The organism is Dactylosporangium sp. CS-047395, assembly GCF_050942185.1.
In the GTDB taxonomy this organism is placed as follows: domain Bacteria; phylum Actinomycetota; class Actinomycetes; order Mycobacteriales; family Micromonosporaceae; genus Dactylosporangium.
Genome location: NZ_CP192015.1, coordinates 6,342,711 through 6,359,368, shown reverse-complemented (window position 1 = coordinate 6,359,368; position 16,658 = coordinate 6,342,711). Strand labels below are relative to the sequence as shown.

18 protein-coding genes are annotated in these 16,658 nt (G+C 74.2%); 13 read left to right on the top strand and 5 right to left on the bottom strand.

Annotated features, from left to right (window positions below; all coding sequences use genetic code 11):
• Positions 1 to 29: 29 nt before the first annotated feature.
• The 4 genes from ACQP00_RS29870 (at position 30) to ACQP00_RS29855 (ending at position 4,771) form a co-directional block, all read left to right on the top strand.
• Positions 30 to 2,675 (top strand): LuxR C-terminal-related transcriptional regulator, encoded by a 2,646-nt coding sequence (locus tag ACQP00_RS29870; protein ID WP_433201053.1) that lies wholly within the window; start codon positions 30 to 32, stop codon positions 2,673 to 2,675.
• Positions 2,676 to 2,705: 30 nt separating this feature from the next.
• Positions 2,706 to 3,545 carry an alpha/beta hydrolase gene (locus ACQP00_RS29865; protein ID WP_433201050.1) on the top strand — a complete coding sequence of 280 codons (840 nt, stop codon included), beginning with the start codon at positions 2,706 to 2,708 and terminating at the stop codon, positions 3,543 to 3,545.
• A gap of 61 nt (positions 3,546 to 3,606) precedes the next feature.
• On the top strand, positions 3,607 to 4,428 hold the full coding sequence (locus tag ACQP00_RS29860; protein WP_433201047.1) for an alpha/beta fold hydrolase: 822 nt from the start codon (positions 3,607 to 3,609) through the stop codon (positions 4,426 to 4,428).
• A gap of 88 nt (positions 4,429 to 4,516) precedes the next feature.
• Positions 4,517 to 4,771: a hypothetical protein gene (locus ACQP00_RS29855; protein WP_433201044.1), complete on the top strand. Its 255-nt coding sequence runs from the start codon at positions 4,517 to 4,519 to the stop codon at positions 4,769 to 4,771.
• Here ACQP00_RS29855 and ACQP00_RS29850 read toward each other — a convergent pair.
• Positions 4,758 to 5,150, bottom strand: a complete 393-nt coding sequence (locus ACQP00_RS29850) for an SRPBCC family protein (RefSeq protein ID WP_433201041.1) — start codon at positions 5,148 to 5,150, stop codon at positions 4,758 to 4,760. The genes ACQP00_RS29855 and ACQP00_RS29850 overlap by 14 nt on opposite strands.
• Positions 5,151 to 5,297: 147 nt before the next feature.
• Here ACQP00_RS29850 and ACQP00_RS29845 point away from each other — a divergent pair, with 147 nt between their 5' ends.
• From ACQP00_RS29845 to ACQP00_RS29835, 3 genes are all read left to right on the top strand, one after another.
• On the top strand, positions 5,298 to 7,004 hold the full coding sequence (locus ACQP00_RS29845; RefSeq protein WP_433201038.1) for an ABC transporter transmembrane domain-containing protein: 1,707 nt from the start codon (positions 5,298 to 5,300) through the stop codon (positions 7,002 to 7,004).
• Positions 7,005 to 7,136: 132 nt separating this feature from the next.
• Entirely contained in the window at positions 7,137 to 8,852 is a 1,716-nt protein-coding gene (locus tag ACQP00_RS29840) for an ABC transporter ATP-binding protein (protein ID WP_433201035.1), read from the top strand.
• A 12-nt stretch (positions 8,853 to 8,864) separates the two neighbouring features.
• A complete protein-coding gene (locus tag ACQP00_RS29835; protein ID WP_433201032.1) occupies positions 8,865 to 9,887 on the top strand; it encodes a hypothetical protein in 1,023 nt (340 codons plus the stop codon).
• Here ACQP00_RS29835 and ACQP00_RS29830 read toward each other — a convergent pair.
• A complete protein-coding gene (locus ACQP00_RS29830; protein ID WP_433201029.1) occupies positions 9,878 to 10,774 on the bottom strand; it encodes an SDR family NAD(P)-dependent oxidoreductase in 897 nt (298 codons plus the stop codon). The two genes, ACQP00_RS29835 and ACQP00_RS29830, sit on opposite strands and share 10 nt — an antisense overlap.
• A 70-nt stretch (positions 10,775 to 10,844) precedes the next feature.
• Between ACQP00_RS29830 and ACQP00_RS29825 the strand changes: the two genes are divergently transcribed.
• From ACQP00_RS29825 to ACQP00_RS29810, 4 genes are all read left to right on the top strand, one after another.
• The gene (locus ACQP00_RS29825) at positions 10,845 to 11,024 is read left to right on the top strand and encodes an antitoxin (RefSeq protein WP_433201026.1); all 180 of its coding nucleotides are present in this window, start codon (positions 10,845 to 10,847) and stop codon (positions 11,022 to 11,024) included.
• A 215-nt stretch (positions 11,025 to 11,239) separates the two neighbouring features.
• Positions 11,240 to 11,371 carry a hypothetical protein gene (locus tag ACQP00_RS29820; protein WP_433201023.1) on the top strand — a complete coding sequence of 44 codons (132 nt, stop codon included), beginning with the start codon at positions 11,240 to 11,242 and terminating at the stop codon, positions 11,369 to 11,371.
• A gap of 118 nt (positions 11,372 to 11,489) precedes the next feature.
• Complete coding sequence (locus ACQP00_RS29815) at positions 11,490 to 12,254, top strand: STAS domain-containing protein (RefSeq protein ID WP_433201020.1); 765 nt, start codon at positions 11,490 to 11,492, stop codon at positions 12,252 to 12,254.
• A 61-nt stretch (positions 12,255 to 12,315) separates the two neighbouring features.
• Positions 12,316 to 12,507, top strand: coding sequence for a hypothetical protein (locus tag ACQP00_RS29810; protein ID WP_433201017.1), 192 nt, complete (start codon positions 12,316 to 12,318; stop codon positions 12,505 to 12,507).
• Here the strand turns inward: ACQP00_RS29810 and ACQP00_RS29805 are convergent.
• The 3 genes from ACQP00_RS29805 to ACQP00_RS29795 are packed head-to-tail and all read right to left on the bottom strand — an operon-like array spanning position 12,504 to position 15,165.
• Positions 12,504 to 13,418, bottom strand: a complete 915-nt coding sequence (locus ACQP00_RS29805) for an ornithine cyclodeaminase family protein (RefSeq protein ID WP_433201014.1) — start codon at positions 13,416 to 13,418, stop codon at positions 12,504 to 12,506. The genes ACQP00_RS29810 and ACQP00_RS29805 overlap by 4 nt on opposite strands.
• Before the next feature lie 2 nt (positions 13,419 to 13,420).
• A complete protein-coding gene (locus tag ACQP00_RS29800) occupies positions 13,421 to 14,530 on the bottom strand; it encodes an alanine racemase (protein ID WP_433201011.1) in 1,110 nt (369 codons plus the stop codon).
• On the bottom strand, positions 14,527 to 15,165 hold the full coding sequence (locus ACQP00_RS29795; RefSeq protein WP_433201008.1) for a helix-turn-helix transcriptional regulator: 639 nt from the start codon (positions 15,163 to 15,165) through the stop codon (positions 14,527 to 14,529). Before ACQP00_RS29795 ends, ACQP00_RS29800 begins: the two co-directional genes overlap by 4 nt.
• A gap of 119 nt (positions 15,166 to 15,284) precedes the next feature.
• Between ACQP00_RS29795 and ACQP00_RS29790 the strand changes: the two genes are divergently transcribed.
• Together ACQP00_RS29790 and ACQP00_RS29785 are read left to right on the top strand one after the other, a co-directional pair.
• Positions 15,285 to 16,202 (top strand): NADP-dependent oxidoreductase, encoded by a 918-nt coding sequence (locus ACQP00_RS29790; RefSeq protein WP_433201005.1) that lies wholly within the window; start codon positions 15,285 to 15,287, stop codon positions 16,200 to 16,202.
• 41 nt (positions 16,203 to 16,243) lie between these two features.
• A complete protein-coding gene (locus ACQP00_RS29785; RefSeq protein WP_433201002.1) occupies positions 16,244 to 16,645 on the top strand; it encodes a YybH family protein in 402 nt (133 codons plus the stop codon).
• The last annotated feature ends 13 nt before the right edge of the window (positions 16,646 to 16,658 follow it).

Here is a 16,658-nt window from a genome sequence, read left to right as displayed (position 1 = left end):
GGAACGGCCCCGGGCGGCATGCTGGCGATGTGACCGAACTTGTCGGACGACAAGAGCCTATCGGGGTGCTCGAGGCGTTGCTCAATCACGCCGCCGGGCGGCAAGGGGGCGCGCTGGTCCTGCGCGGTGAGGCCGGCATCGGCAAGACCTCCCTGCTGGAGTACGGCATGCGGGCCGCAACGCAACGCGGGATGCGGGTGCTGTCCGTGACCGCGGTGCAGGGCGAGGTGCACGTACCGTATGCCGGGCTCGAGTCGCTGGTGCGCACCCGGCTGGCGGCCGGGTCGCCGTACCGGGCCGCCCTGGACGTCATCGACCTGCTGGCCGAGCCGGACGAGCCGGCGCTGCTCGCGATCGAGGACGCGCAGTGGCTGGACGGCCCGACCTGGGAGACGCTCGCGTTCCTGGGCCGGCGGATCGAGTCGGACCGGATCGCGCTGCTCATGGCCGTGCGCGACGGCGAGGACATGGACCGCCGGCTGACCGCGGCCGGCCTGCCGGAGCTGCGCGTCGAACCGCTGGACGGCGCGGACGCGGCGAAGCTGCTGGATCGCGTCGCGCCGGGACTGGCGCCGTCGCTGCGCGGCCGGGTGTTGGACGAGGCGGCCGGCAATCCGCTCGGCGTGGTGGAGCTCGGCTCCGCGGCCGCCCGGTCCGGCGGGGCCGCGCTGCTGCCCACGTCGCTGCCGCTGAGCACCCGGGTGGAGCGCACCTTCGGCGGGCTGGTCGCCGAGCTGCCGCCGGTGACCCAGCTGCTGCTGCGCATCGCCGCGCTGGACGACCACGACGACCTGCACGAGATCGTGGCGGCCGCCGCCCTCGTCGAGGGCGCGCCGGTGGCCGCGGACGCGATCGAACCGGCCGTGGCGGCCCGGCTGGTCGCCGTCGACGAGCGGTACCACCTGCGGTTCCGCCATCCGCTGCTGCGCTCGGCACTGCGCCAGCAGGCGCCGGCCGGACTGCGCCGGCGGGTTCACGCCGCGCTCGCGCGGCTGGTGTCCGCCGATCCCGACCGCCAGATCTGGCACCGCGCCGCGGCCTCGCCCGGGCCGGACGAGGCGCTGGCGCGGGAGCTGTCCGACCTTGCCTTCCGCTCGCGGTACCTGGACGTGACCGTCCCGCTCGGCGCGATAGAACGCGCGATCACGCTCAGCGAGGATCCGGCGGAACGCGGACGGCGGCAGCTGTTCGCCGTCGAGATCCTGATCTCGCGGGGCGACCGGGCCGCGATCCGCGAGCTCCTGGCCACCATCGACCAAACCTCGCTGCGCGGGTCGGACCGCGCCGCGCTCGCCTGGTTCCGGGAGGCGCACGCCGAACAGGTCTGGCCGGGCGCGCCGCGACTGGGCGTCTACGCCGACCTGATCGACGCGATGCGCGACGACGGCGACCACGCGCTGGCGCTGCTGTCGCTGCACCAGGTCTGCCTGCGCATCTTCTTCGACCGCGTCGACGACGAGACCGAACGCCGCTTCCTGGCGGTGGCCGACGCCATCGACGGGCCGCCCGACCAGCCGACCCGGGTCCAGGCCGTGACCCTGATCGCGCCGGTCCGGCGCGGGGCGGCCGGGCTGGGCCTGATGCGGCAGGCGGTCGACCGGCTCGACCTCTCCTCGACCGAACGCGCCGACTTCGCCACCCCCGCCAACGCCCTGGGCGCGTTCGACCTGACGAAGACGTTCGCCGAGGCCAGCATCCCGGACGTGCGGGCCAAGGGCCGGATCGGCATCCTTGTACAGCTCCTCAACGCCGTGGCCTACGCGCACGCGGGTCTCGGCGACGCCCGGGCCGCCGTGCCGGTGGCCGCGGAGTGCGTGGCCCTGTCGGAAGAGACCGCGCAGTCGCAGTGGGCCCTGGCCGGCAGCCTGTCCCTGGCCCTGGCCGAGGCGCTGCGGGGCGACACCGACGCGGCACGGGCCCGTGCCGGGGCCGCCGAGCAGGTCCTGCAGGCGTTGCGCCGGTTCCCGATGCTCGCCCTGGTCCAACGGGTCCGGGGGGTCGCGGCCCTCGCCGACGGTCGCGCGGACGAGGCCTACCGCGAGCTCGCCCGGCTGTTCGATCCGGCGGATCCCGCCTACCACGCGCCGCTGCGCATGGTGAGCTTCGGGCACCTCGCCGAGGCGGCCGCGCTCGCCGGTCGACGCGACGAGCTCGCCGCGGTGACGGCCGAGATGGAACCGATCGCCGAACAGAGCCAGTCGCCGGCCCTCGCCGTCGGCCTGGCCTACGCCCGGGCGGTGCTGACCGACGGCTACCCGGCCGCGCTGGCCGCCGATCTGACCGAGTGGCCGTTCGACCGGGCTCGGCTGCAACTCGCGTACGGCGCGCACCTGCGGCGGACCCGCCGCGTCGCCGACAGCCGGGCCATGTTCCGGGCCGCCGCGGCCACGTTCGACGCCCTCGGCGCGGTGCCGTGGGCCGACCGTGCACGGACCGAGCTGCGGGCGTCCGGCGAGACCCGGCGCAAGCCCGTCGACACGCTGGCCGCGCTCACCCCGCAGGAACAGCAGATCGCCCGGCTCGCCGCCGACGGGCTGAGCAACAAGGAGATCGGCGAGCGGCTGTTCCTGTCGCCGCGGACGGTCAGCACCCACCTGTACCGGATCTACCCGAAGGTCGGCGTGAAGTCCCGGGCCGAACTGGCGGCCGTCATTACGTCATCCGACGTACGCTGACGGGCCGCCCGCGCCCATAGCGTCACCGGCATGGATGTCACCGCAACTGTCGAACACCAGATCGAGGCGGCCAACGCCTCAGCAAGACGCCCGGTCGTGTTCATCCACGGCCTGTGGCTGCTGCCCAGCAGCTGGGACCGGTGGGCCGCCGTGTTCGCCGAGAACGGCTACGCCCCGGTCTCGCCCGGCTGGCCCGACGACCCGGAGACGGTCGAGGAGGCCAACGCCCACCCGGAGGTGTTCGCCGGCAAGAGCGTCGGCGACGTCGCCGACCACTACAGCGAGGTCATCTCGCGGCTGCACCGCAAGCCCGCGATCATCGGCCACTCGTTCGGCGGGCTGCTCACCATGATCGTCGCCGGCCGGGGGCTGGCCGCCGCATCGGTGGCGATCGACTCGGCCCCGTTCCGGGGTGTGCTGCCGCTGCCGTTCTCCGCGCTCAAGGCGTCGTCGCCGGTGCTCGGCAACCCCTTCAACCGGCACAAGGCCATCCCGCTCACCTACGACCAGTTCCGCTTCGCCTTCGCCAGCGCGGTCAGCGAGGAGGAGGCCCAGCAGCTCTACAAGGAGTTTGCGGTGCCGGCCTCGGGCGAGCCGCTGTTCCAGGCGGCGGCCGCGAACCTGAACCCGTGGACGGAGGCCAAGGCCGACTACCACAATCCGGACCGCGGCCCGCTGCTCATCATCGAGGGCATCGGCGACAACACCTCGCCGCCCGCCATCAACCGCGCCGCGTACAAGCTGCAGTCGCAGAACCCGGGCATCACCGAGATCGCCTCGATCGAGAACCGCGGCCACTCCATCACCATCGACAGCGGATGGCGCGAGGTCTGCGACACCGCGCTGACGTTCATCCGGAGGTTTGCGTGAAGCGACCCACCCCCTGGCGCGAGGTCCGCGCCACCGCCCCGATGTTCAACCGGAGGTTCGCGTGAAGCGACGCACCCTCGCCGCCGTGGCCGCGCTGGTCACCGCCGGCGGCATCCTCGGCGGCACCGCCCAACCCGCCCTGGCCCACCAGAGCAAGCCGAAACCGACGATCGTCTTCGTCCACGGGGCGTTCGCCGACGCGTCGGGCTTCGCGGCCAGCATCGCCGCGCTGACCCAGCTCGGCTACCCGGTCGTGGCGCCGGCCAACCCGTTGCGCGGGCTCGCATCCGACGCCGCGTACCTGCGCTCGGTCCTGGCCCAGATTCCCGGCCCGGTGGTCCTGGTCGGGCACTCGTACGGCGGCGCCGTCATCACCAACGCCGCCACCGGCAACCCGAACGTCAAGGCGCTGGTCTACATCGCCGCGTACGCCCTCGCGGAAGGCGAGGCGGTGGCCCAGGCCAACGAGCTCGGCGGCGGGCACTCCACCCTGCTGGACAACGTGGAACTGCGCGACTACCCCGGCGCACCGCCGCTGCCGCCCGAGGTCGGCGGCGGCGCCGACAAGGAGGCCACGATCAAGCAGGCCACGTTCCGGCAGATCTTCGCGGCCGACGTACCGGCCGGCCAGGCGGCGGTGATGGCCGCGACGCAGCGCCCGGCCGCGCTGATCTCGCTGATCACCCCGTCCGGTCCGCCGGCCTGGAAGACCGTCCCGTCCTGGTACCTGGTCGCCCGCGACGACAAGGCCATCCCGCCGGCGGCGGAGCGGGCGATGGCCAAGCGGGCCGGGGCGCACACGGTCGAGGTCGCGTCGTCGCACGCCGCGATGGTGAGCCGCCCGGGCGCTGTGACCGCACTGATCCTGGCCGCCGTCCGCTGACCGGGACCGGCCCGCGTCCCGGGGGGTGGGGCGCGGGCCGGTACGTATCCGGCTCGTCAGTGGGTACAATAGCGGCGGGTTCGCGGGTTTGACGGACGAGCGGATCGACGTCGGCGCGCTGACCCGCTGCGACGCCCGATTCGCGCGGGACTGCTACCACTGGTTCTTCTTCGCCCAGCCCGACAAGCCCGAGCGGGCCCTCAACGCAGACCCGGACGCCCCGATCTGGCGCCCGTGGGCCCCGGACCTGCGCGGCGAGCCGATCGAGTCCGGCCAACACGTCGCCGAGGAGAACCCCGCGGCGCTCACCGGGGCGCTGCTGCGGTTCCTCAGCCCGGCGTGAGGTTGTCCTCGACGTCGCGCTGCAGGCGGCGGATCACGTCGGCCAGCAGCTGCCCGGTGCGGTCCGCGTCGAGGGCGGTGTCCGGCGCCTCGATCGTCACGTGCAGTTCCGTGCCGCCCGCGGGGGCGTCGGCGGCCCGGACGGTGCCGTGGACGCCCTCGTGGTCCGACAGGCGCCACTGCAGGCGCAGGTCGGCCGGGGTCAGGGTGATAGTGCAGTTCAGCACGGTGCCGGCCGTTCGGATGCGAATGGTGTCCGGGCCGGCCTGTTCGCTGCATACGCCGCGCGGGAGCCAGCGGTCGAGGCGGGCGGGGTCGGTGAGGGTGCTGTACACGACCTCCGGCGGCGCGTCGAAGCCGTACGCGCGATCGATGTTCATTCGCAGCCGCTTACCCGGCCGTTCGCGCGCAAAACACCGCGACAATGACGCAGATGCGACGGCTTCGATGTGACCGTGGTCGTTCGCGTGCAGGTCGAGCCGCGCCCGGTCTGATCATGCCGGACGACTTAGGCTACCCTCACCCCGGTGGTGATCTCGCACGCCGGACCCCTGCGCGCCCCCGGCATTCTGCGCCGTGCGCTGGCGCGCAACCGGCGGCACCTGGGTCTGGGCACCTTGCTGTACTGCTGCCACCAGGTCTGTGAATCGCTGGTGCCGATCCTCATCGGGGTGGGCATCGACCGCGCGGTCGCGCCGGGGGACGGGCGGGCGCTGGTGGTCTGGGTCGTGGCCCTGGCCGTGCTGTTCGGGCTGCTGTCGATGGCGTACCGGTTCGGCGGGCGGCACCTCATGCGCGCGATCACCGACGAGGCGTATTCCCTGCGCGACGAGCTTGCCGCGAAGATCCTGCATCCGCGCGGGCTGCGGACGCCGCTGCGGGCGGGGGAACTGCTCACGGTGGCCTCGACCGACGCCGACAACGTGTCGTACCTGCTGGATTACGTACCGCGCATCGCCGGGGCCGTCACCGCCACGCTCATCTGTGCCGTGGCGCTCGTGGCGTTCGACTGGCGGCTCGGGGTGGCCGTGCTGGCCGGTACACCCATCGTGCTCGGCGTGTTGCAGTTGGCCGGGCCCCGGATCGCGCGGCGGGTCGAGGCCCAGCAGGACCTCGCCGGGCGGGCCTCGTCGCTGGCGACCGATCTCGTCGCCGGCATCCGGCCGTTGCGCGGCATCGGGGCCGAGCGCGCGGCCGCCCGCCGGTACCACGCGGTCAGCCGGGCCTCGCTCGGTGCGTCGCTGCGCGCGGCCCGCACCCAGGGCGCGTACCTCGCCGCGGCGACCGCCACCAGCGGCCTGCTCGCCTGCGGGGTGGCGGTGCTCGCGGGCTGGTTCGCGCTCACCGGCCGGATCAGCGTCGGCGAGCTCATCGCGGTCATCGGGCTGGCCCAGTTCCTCATGGAGCCGCTGGCCATGCTCGCCGCGGTACCGAGCTGGATCGCCGAGGCCCGCGGGTCCGCCGAGCGCGTGGCCCTCGTCGTCAACGCGCCGCACGTGGTGCCCGAGGCCACGCTCGCGGCGGCCGGGGACACGACCCTGGAAGTCGCGGACGCGCGGCACGGCAGCCTCGACGGCCTCGATCTGGTCCTGCGGCCCGGCGAGTTCGTCGGGCTGGTGGCCTACCGCCCGGCCGACGCCGAGGCCCTCGTCCGGCTCCTCGCGGGCCGGGTGGCACCGGAGGAGTTCGGCGGGGCCGTGCGGCTCGGTGGAGTACACCTGCAGCACCTGCAATCCGCGCGGGAACTGCTGCACGTCGAACCGCACCACACGGACCTGTTCGCCGGAACGCTGGCCGCGAACCTGGCCGCGAACCTGGCCCCCGAGGGCGCCGGCCCGCAGCAGGTGGACGCCGCGCTGCGGGCCGCGGCCGCCGACGAGGTGGTGGCCGCGCACCCGGCCGGCCTCGAGCACGCGATCGACGAGCGCGGGGCGGGACTGTCCGGCGGCCAGCGGCAGCGGCTCGCCCTGGCCCGCGCGCTGCTCGCCCGGCCGCCGATCCTGGTGCTGCACGACCCGACCACGGCGATCGACGCGGTCACCGAGCAGTCGGTCGCGCTCGGCGTGCGGGCGCTGCGCAAGGACCTCACCACGCTCGTCGTCACCAGCAGCCCGGCCCTGCTCGCGGTGGCCGACCGGGTCGTGGTCGTCGACGCCGGCCGGGTGCGCACCACCGGCACGCACGCCTCGCTCGGCGCGACGGACGCGGACTACGCGCGGGCGGTGCTGCGATGACGCTGCCGACCGCGACCGCGCGCGAGTGCGCGACGGACGCGGACTACGCGCGGGCGGTGCTGCGATGACGCTGCCGACCGCGACCGCGCGCGAGTGCGCGACGGACGCGGACTACGCGCGGGCGGTGCTGCGATGACGCTGCCGACCGCGACCGCGCGCGAGACGTGGCGCTGGGTGCGCGGCCGGCTGCGGGAGCGTCCGGGCGAGGTGCTGTCCACGGTGACCGTCGGGCTGGTCGGGGCCGGTGCGGCGATCGTGCCGGTCGCCGCGCTCGGCGTGCTCGTCGACCGCGTCCGCGCCGGGGCGGCGCCGGCCACGATCGTGGGCCTCGGGGCGGTCATCGGGGTCGCCGCGCTCGTGGCCGGGTTGACGGGCGGGCTGGCGGCGTACCTGGTCGCCCGTACCGGCGGACGGCTCCTCGCCACGTTGCGCGAGGCCACCGTCGAGCGCGCGCTGCGCCTGCCGACCGCCACCCTCGAACGCGCCGGCCGCGGCGACCTCCTCGCCCGGGTCGGCCCTGACGTGGCCGCCGTGCACCGGGTGGTCGCCGAGATCCTGCCGACCATGATCTCCTCCGTGCTGCTGGCCGTCCTCAGCCTGGTCGCGATGGCGGGGATCGACTGGCGGCTGGGGCTGGCCGGCGCCGTTTCGCTGCCGTTGTACGTCCTGGGCCTGCGCTGGTACCTCCCGCGCTCGGCCCCGGGGTACCGCGAACAGCGGGTCGCGATCGCGGACCGGGCCCGGCTGCTGGTGGAGAGCATGCTCGGCCGCGCGACGGTGCACGCGTACCGGCTCGAGGACCGGCACCTGCGCGGCATCGACGTCGCTTCCGCGCGGGCGCGGGACGTGGAGTACTCGGTGTTCAAGCTCTTCACGCGCCTCGTCGGCCGGGTCAACCGCGCGGAGCTGGTCGGCGTCGCGGCGATCGTGGTGGCCGGCTTCTCCCTGGTCCGCGCGGGCGCGGTGACGGTGGGCGAGACGGCGGCCGCGGCCGTGCTGTTCCACCGGCTGTTCAACCCGATCGGCGGCCTGCTGTTCAGCGCGGCCGACATCCAGGCCGCGGGTGCCGCCCTGGCCCGCCTGGTCGGCGTGGTCGGCGTGCCGTCCGCCGGGGAGGTGGCGGCGGCGCCCGTCGAGGGTCCCGTGGAGCTGGCGCTGTCCGGGGTGCACTTCGCGTACGACGACGGGGAGGACGTGCTGCACGGCGTGTCGCTGACCGTCCCGGCCGGCACGCGGGTGGCGCTCGTGGGCGCGACCGGGGCGGGCAAGTCGACCCTCGCCGCGATCGCCGCCGGGCTGCTGCGCCCCACGTCCGGCACGGTCACCGTGGGCGGGGCGCCGCCCGGCCCGCCGCACGTCGCCATCGTCACGCAGGAGACGCACGTGTTCGCGGGGCCCCTCGTGGAGGACCTGCGGCTCGCCCGTCCCGACGCCACGATCGCGGAAGCAGAGGCCGCCTTGTGTACTGTCGGTGCTCTGACCTGGGCCACGTCGCTCCCGGAGGGCCTGGCGACCGTCGTGGGCGAGGGCGGCCATCCGCTCACCGCCGCGCAGGCGCAGCAGCTCGCACTCGCCCGGGTGGTGCTCGCCGATCCGGCGGTGGCGATCCTCGACGAGGCCACGGCGGAGGCGGGATCCCTGGGCGCCCGGGACCTGGAGGAGTCGGCGCTGGCCGCGACCCAGGGGCGCACGACGCTGATCGTGGCCCACCGGCTGACCCAGGCCGCGGCGGCCGACCTGATCGTGGTTCTCGACGGCGGCCGGGTGGGAGAGGCCGGGACACACGCGGCGCTGGTCGCGGCCGATGGCGCGTACGCACGGCTGTGGAGGGCCTGGGAAACGCGCTAACCTCGATGGCTGGTGAACGAGCTTCCTGATGTCGGTGCGGCGCTGTCCCTCGAGGAGCTGCTGTACCGCGCCTCGCTGCTGCTCGATGCCCGGCAGTGCTCCGCCGCCGCCACGCTGATCGGGGCCGCACTCCGGGACACCCCGGACTCGGTTCCCGCGCTGGCGCTGCGCGCCCGGTGCCTGACGCTCGCCGGCGACCCGGAACTGGGCCTCGAAGCGGCGCGCGCGGCCGTCCGCCTGGCCCGCCCGTCCGACGGCTCCCTCGCGCAGGACGTGCTGGGCGAGTGCCTCCGCGCGGTGGCGGCCGCGCGTCTGGAGACGGCCCGCTCCGCGCTGCGCCGTCACGATCGGGAGACGGCCTGGACGATCCTGCGCGGCGTCGCCGAGCTCGGGCAGCAGGACCGGCTGTTCGTGCTCGTCTGCGCGTACGCGAGCGGCCGCGACCTGCCGCCCGGCCAGCTCGACGAGGTGCTGGCGTGGCTGCTGGACGAGGAACTGGAGGAGGCCGCGGCCGCGCTGGAGCGCGCGGATGCGCGCGATGCCCGCACCGCCCTCGACCGGGCGGGTGCCATCGACTCGCGCAGCCGGCAAGCCGCCCTGCTGGAGGCCGACGCCATCCACCGCGCCATCGTCACCGGCCCACCACGCACGGGCATGGCCCTGCGGCCGGTGCTGGCCGATCTTCGGCGCGCCTCGGACCTGCTGCAACGCCTCGACGACGATGTTGAGTACCGCGACCGGGCCCGAGCGTTACGCGCCTCGATCGACCACCTGTCCCGCCGCGTCGCCGCCGACCTGCGCGTGCACCGCGCTCGCGAGCTCATCGGGCGGCACAACGCGATCGTGTCGACGTACACCGGAAGGCCCATCTCCACATTCGAGGCGAGCAACGCCCGGCGCTCCCTCGCCCCGCTCGCCGCCGACGTGGCCAAGCTGCGCCGGCAGTGCCCGCCGGGGTCGCCGGAGGCCCGCGCGCTGGCCGACCTGGCGGCGGCGATCACCGCCCTGCAACGCCAGCTCCAGCACTACGTCTGAGGCCGGCTCGCTCGCCCCTGGCGTACCTCCTCGGCGGACGCGGATTCGAAGACGTTGCCGTTGTGGGGGGCGACGCGTTCGCGGGACAGGCCGGCGAAGCGCATGAGCGGACCGACCAGGGCGTCGTACAAGCGGGGCGTGGCCACGAAGCCGAAGCGGATCAGCCGGCTCGTCGCGCCGACCGTGACCACGGGGCGGGGGTGGTCGGCGCAGCGCACGATGGCGCGGGCGACCTTGGCCGGGCTGTCCACCGGCGGCGGTGGGCGGCCGATGCGGCCCGCGAAGTTCGCCGCGTTGCGGTAGATCGGGGTGTCGACCGCGCCCGGGGCCACCAGGCTGACGTGGATGTCGCGGGCGTCGCGGGTTTCCAGCTGCAGGACGCGGACCAGGCCACGCAGGCCCCACTTGCTCGTGATGTACGCGCTCGTGTACGGGGTGGCGATCGTGCCCAGCAGCGAGCCGCCGAAGATGAGGGTGCCGCGGCGCTGGGCGCGGAATCGGCGCAGGGCCACCCGGGCCACGGCTGCGGCGCCCAGCAGGTCGGTGCGGACCACCTGTTCGAAGACGTCGGCGGGGACGTCCTCGAAGCGGCCGTACGCCATGACCGCGGCCGTGTCGACCCACACGTCGATGCGGCCGAACTCGCGCACGGCGGTCTCCTCGATCGCGTCCAGGGTCTCCGGTCGCGCGAGATCGGCGGGGATCACCTCGACTCGAGCGCCCCGCTCGCGGCACGCCGTGGCGACCGTTTCCAGGGCGGGGCGGGAGCGCGCCGACAGTACGAGATGGGCTCCAGTGGTTGCGAATGACAGCGCGGACGCCCGGCCGATGCCGCTCGAGGCACCGGTGATGACGACGACGCGGGGGCGGGTCGGAGGATCTTGCACGTTTTGTGGAGTACCCGGGATCTGGGCGGGTACTCGAACGGCGTACCCGAGAACGAAAGGTGGCAGTCGTATGGGTCTCCTCGACAAGGCCAAGGAATTCGCCGGTAAGCACGACGACAAGGTGGACCAGGGCCTCGACAAGGCCGGCGACCAGGTCGACAAGCGCACCGGTGAGCAGTACTCGGACAAGATCGACAAGGGCGTGGACATGGCCCAGGAGCGCACGGGCGAGGGCGACACCAGCCGTTAGCGCACCGCATGGCACGGAGGGGGCGGCCACCTGGCGTGGCCGCCCCCGCGTCATATCCGGCGATGAACCGGCGCGTCACTCTTCCGGGCGACCCGCGCCTCCTTGAAGGGATGTGGATCGGCTACCCGCGAGGTCGGCGGGCAACCAAAACGTTTGGTGCGGCAGCGCTCGGTAAGTGGGCCCCCCGAAATCGTCGTCGATGCGAGGAGGTCCCCATGGTCATGCTCGTCGGAGGGCTGTTCGTCCCCGGCGCCTGGTTGCATCTGGTGCTCGGACTCGGGATGATCGCGCTCGGCCTGCTCTGCTCCCCACGCACCCGGCCCGCGTCCAGATCGTTCGCCCGCTGACGGGCCGGGGGCAAGAGCGCCACATTCCCCCGGGATGTGCGCGGAGCGTAGCGGGATGTTTACCGATCTTTGGATGCGAAACAGGTCCACGGAGTTCGTTGGGCGTGAGGGGGCGGGCATGCCATCCGGCCGCGAGGGCCTCCGGTGCCCGGTCGTCGAGGACTTCCCGCTGGCCGTGCTGGAACCGCAGGGCCTGCTGAACCGGGCCACGGCTCCGGTGCTGCGGCAGGCGTTGCGCAAGGCGCTCACCGCGCGCCCCGACCTCGTGCTCATCGACGCGTCGCAGTTGCGCGCCGACGGCGATCTGGTGCTCGCGGTGTTCGCCGCGCTCAAGCACCGCTGCGAGCACGAGGGCGCGCTGCTCGTGCTGTGCGGGGCGACGCCGGCGATGGCCGCGGCCCTGTGGCGGGTCGCCGTCTGCCGCAGCATCGCCACCGCCCCGTCGATCCGGGCCGCCCTGGCCGGGGCCGCCGCGCATCCGGCGCCGCGGCGGCGGCACGCGTTCCTGCTGCCGCTGTCGACGTCGGTGGAGCAGGCCCGTTCGGTGGTCGAGGAGGCCTGCCGCGCCTGGGACGTCACGGCGCTGCTGGACCCGCTGCTCATGGTCACCGGGGAACTGGTGTCCAATGCGGTGCAGCACGCCGGTACCGAAATCGGCCTCTCCGTGGAACTCGGGCGCTTCTACGTCATCGTGGCGGTCCGCGACGGCAGCCACGACCTGCCCCGCATGCGGCTTCCGGACCCGGACACCGGCGGGCACGGCCTGTTCATCGTCGAGGGCTTCAGCGCGTCGTGGGGGAGCGCCCCGACCGCCACCGGAAAAATCGTCTGGGCCACCGTCCGCCGGCCACCGCTGCGCCCGGGGCAGCCGCGCATGCCGTGATCATCCGGCGACGCTGGGCAAGATTGATTGGCGCGGGTGGGCGCGGGGTATGAGGCGCGCCGTGCCTCACATCGTACGTGCCGACAGCGTCCTTGCCACCACCGCCGCCGAGCTGCTCGCGCGGCACAGCGCCGACTCCGGCCTGTGCCCCACGTGCGGCTGGCCCGCTCCGTGCCCCGCCGCCCGGCACGCCGACCTGGTCCTGGCGGCCGCCCCGGTTCCGGCCGCCGAGCCGTCGCGCGCCGCCGCCTAACCCGCGCGCAGCAGGGCGTCCGCTACGAACAGATCCTGCAGCGCGATCCCGGAGCTGTCGAAGACCGTGACGTCCCCGGGCGAGCGGCGGCCCTCGGCCCGCCCCGTCAGAACTGCTCCAAGCGCCGTCACGTGTACCGTTCCAGCCTCCACCAAACCCGCGACGTGCTGCAGCTCGCCGATGCGCAGCGACTGGACGGGCAGGTCGCAGTACAAGCGGGCCGTGGTGAGCAACGAAGGCGGCAGTTCCTGCTTGCCCTGCGCGTCCGACCCCATGCTCGCCACGTGCGTGCCCGGCCGGACCCAGACCGCGTCGAACAGCGGAGCCGTCGACGTGGTGGCGGTGACGATGATGTCGGCCGCGGCGCACGCCTCCCGCGCGGACGTGAGCGTCGCGCGCAGTCCCCTCGCCGCCAGCCGGGCCAGGAACCGCTCGCCGCGCTCCGGGTCGCGCGCGACGACCAGGATGGTGCTGATCGGGCGGACGCGGGCGAGCGCCGCGCATTCGTACAACGCCTGGTGCCCGGTTCCGAACACGGCCAGGGTCGCGCTGTCCGGGCGGGCCAGCACGTCGGCGGCCACCGCGTCGGCGGCGGCGGTGCGGTAGGCGTTGACCACGCCCGCCTCCACGACGGCGGCGATCCGGCCGGTGGCCTGGTCGAACAGCAGCACGATCGAGTTGTGCCGGGGCTCGCTGGCCGGCCAGTAGCTGCCGACCTTCAGCCCGGCCAGGTCCGGCGACGCCGCCGACTTCACGGTGAAGCGGTTGCGCGGGTCCGAACCGTGCGCGAGCACCGCCGGAAACACCTCGGCCCGATCGTCGACGGCCGCGATGAGCGCCGCGCGCACCGCGGTGAAGGCGAGCTGTTCGTCGATGAGCGCGGCCGACTCCGTCTCGGGCAGGAACCGCACGCTCACCACCCCCGCACGCGCGGCCACTCGGCGGTGAGCGCGCGGGAGCCGGGGTCCAGCACGTGGTACCGGTCGTGCTGCGCCGCCGTCGCGCACGCGTGGATCGGCAGGATGCGCACCCGCGCGCCGACCGGCAGATCGGGCAGCTTCGCGGTGCTGCCCGGCCGCAGCGCGAGGATCCCGTGCTCCTGGCTGGCGTCGGCCATGAGCAGGTCGTCGTACGGGGTGCCGTCGAGGTCGCAGACCAGGCCGTACGCCTGGTCGACCCGCTGCCGCCCGGTGCCCCGGTCCCGCGAGGTCGCCATCCAGCCGCCGTCGGTCATGATCCAGCCCTTGTCGGGCCGGTGCCCGATGACGGTGACGACCACGGACAACGCCAGATCGGCATGGGTGCACACGCCGATGCCGGCCATCACGAGGTCGAAGAAGACGAAGTTCCCCGCTCGTACCTCACTGACGCCCGTCAGATCGGTCGCGAAATGCGCGGTCGGTGTCGACCCGACGCTCACCATCGGCGCCGCGAAGCCCGCCGCGCGCAACGCCTGCGCGGCTCGCACGGCCACCGCCCGCTCGTGCTGGGCGGCCGCGCGCAGCTGCTCGTCGCCGTCGGCGAAGTACGACTCGCCCGCGTGGGTGAGCACCCCGCGCACCTCGCCGCCGCGGTGTTCCAGCGCCCGCGCGATGTCCACGAGCACAGGATCGCCGGCCGCGACGCCGCCGCGGTGGCCGTCGCAGTCGATCTCGATGAGCGCCGGGACGCCGGCCGCCGAGGCCTGCTCCACGCTGTCGAGGAGCACCACCAGGTCGACGCCGCGGTCCCGCAGCGCGCGCACCCGGCCGAGCTTCTGCGGGGCGATGCCGACGGCGTAGAGGATGTCGCGGTACCCGGCGGCGGCGAACGCCTCGGCCTCCGCGAGCGTCGACACCGTGATCGGACCCTTCGCGCCGCCGTCGACGAGCGCCGCCACGTCGAGCGACTTCGCCGTCTTGACGTGCGGGCGCAGCGCCACCCCGAGCCGGTCGAGGTGCCGGCGCAGCCGCCGCACGTTCGTGTCCACCCGGTGCGGATCGAGCGCGAGAAACGGCGTCTCCGGATGCTCGAGGGTGCTCATGTGCGCGGTGCCTCCTTGCGGCTCTCGGCCAGGTCCGCGTACACCGCGGAGCGGGACACCCCGAGCCGGTCGGCGACCCGGGGCACGGCATTGCGGACGCGGAACACGCCCCGTTCGTCCAAGGCGCGCAGCAACGCGATGCGCTCGGCCCGCCCCAGCCCGGCGGCGGGCCGGCCGCGCGCGAGCTCCTCGCCGCGCACCAGGGCGTCCACGACGTCGTCGAAGTCGTTGCTGAACGTGGTGTCGACCGGCTGCGACGGTACCGCACCGGCGAGCGCGATCAGCAGATCCCCCGCCTGCCGCAGCGCCGTCACGTCGAGGTTGATGCACAGCGCCCCGAACACCCGCCCGTCCGCGTCGCGCAACGGCATCGTCGAGGACTTCACGACCCGCCCGTCGGCGGTGCGCGACAGGTAGTTGAGGTCGTTCCCGGCCGCGTCCCCGCGCGCCAGCATCGCCAGCCCGATCTCGCTCATCGCCCCGCCGACGGCCCGCCCGGTCACCGCCCCCGCGACGGCCACGACGGACTGCTCGCCGAGCCGGTAGTCGTGCAGCACCACCTCGCAGGTCGGCCCGAACGTGGCCGCGATGCCCTCGATGACCGGCCGCAGCGCGTCCAGGATCACGTCAGCCATGCGCCGATAGTAACCGTCCAGAGCCTGGACGAAAAGTCCACGGCGGTGGTCGTGGCGCACGACACCCGCCGCCCGCGGGTGACGCGTTTTCACCTGGCCCGACCGGGTAGCGCCGGCGGATGAGGGCGATCGTGGTGACCGACCAGGCCGCCGGAACGGCCGGGATGACGCTCACGAAGCGGCCCGACCCGCAGGCGGCGATCAACGACGTGGTCGTCGAGGTGCACGCCTCGGGCTACGTCCCGACCGAGCTCGACTGGCCGTCGACCTGGACCGACCGGGCCGGCAGGCAGCGGGCGCCGTCGATTCCCGGGCACGAGGTGGCCGGCGTGGTCAGCTCGCTCGGGTACGGTACGACCGGGCTGTCGGTGGGCCAGCGGGTCTTCGGCCTCACGGACTGGCACCGTGACGGCACCCTGGCCCAGTTCGTGGCCGTCGAGTCGCGCAATCTCGCGCCGCTGCCGGGCGATGTCGAGTTCACGGTGGGCGCGAGCCTGCCGATCTCGGGCCTGACCGCGTGGCAGGGGCTCTTCGACCACGGGCGGCTGCGGGCGGGGCAGACCGTCCTCGCGCACGGCGCGGCGGGTGCGGTCGGGACCATCGTGACGCAACTGGCTCGCGAGGCCGGGGCCTATGTCATCGGTACCGGCCGGGCCGCCGACAAGCAGAAGGCGCTCGACCACGGTGCGCACGCGTTCGTCGACCTCGCCGGGGACGCCCTGGAGGAGGTCGGCGGCGTCGATCTGGTCTTCGACGTCATCGGCGGTGACATCCAGCGCCGCTCCGCCCGCCTGATCCGCCCCGGCGGTGTGCTGGTGACCGTGGTCGGGCCGGCCGAGGCGAAGCCCGCCGACGGCTCGGCGGTCGACTTCGTCGTCGAGTCCGACCGCGAGCAGCTGCGCGAGATCGTCCAGCGGGTGCGCGACGGCCGGCTGCGGACCAACATCGGCGACGTCGCGTCGCTCGACGACGCCGTCGCCGCGCTCAACCCGACCAAGCGGATCAGCGGCAAGACGATCATCCGCGTTCGTCCGTGAGGCCGGCGGCCGCGCGCCCACACAACGAACAGGAGACCACCATGTCCCAGACCTTCACCCTGCCCACCGAGGCCGACGGCGTCATCCCGGCGCTGGTCGAGCGGTTCAACTCGGGCGAGGTCAGCGAGATGATGTCCCTGTACGAAGGGGCCGTGCTCGTCGAGGACGACGGGCACACCATCACCGACAGCGGCGAGGTCGCCGCGGCGCTCGAGCGCGACATCAAACTCGGCCTGCCGCTGGCGGCCAAGGCCCGGCACGTCAACGTCAACGGCGACATCGCGCAGATCGTGGTGGACTGGGCGATCGACGGCACCGGCCCGGACGGGCGGCACGTGCACGTCGCCGGCACGGCCGCCGACGTCGCCCGCCGCGGGTCGGACGGCCGCTGGCGCTACGCGATCGACAACCGCCTCGGCACGGCGGTGCGCCGGCCCATGTGACCCGCGGCAGTTC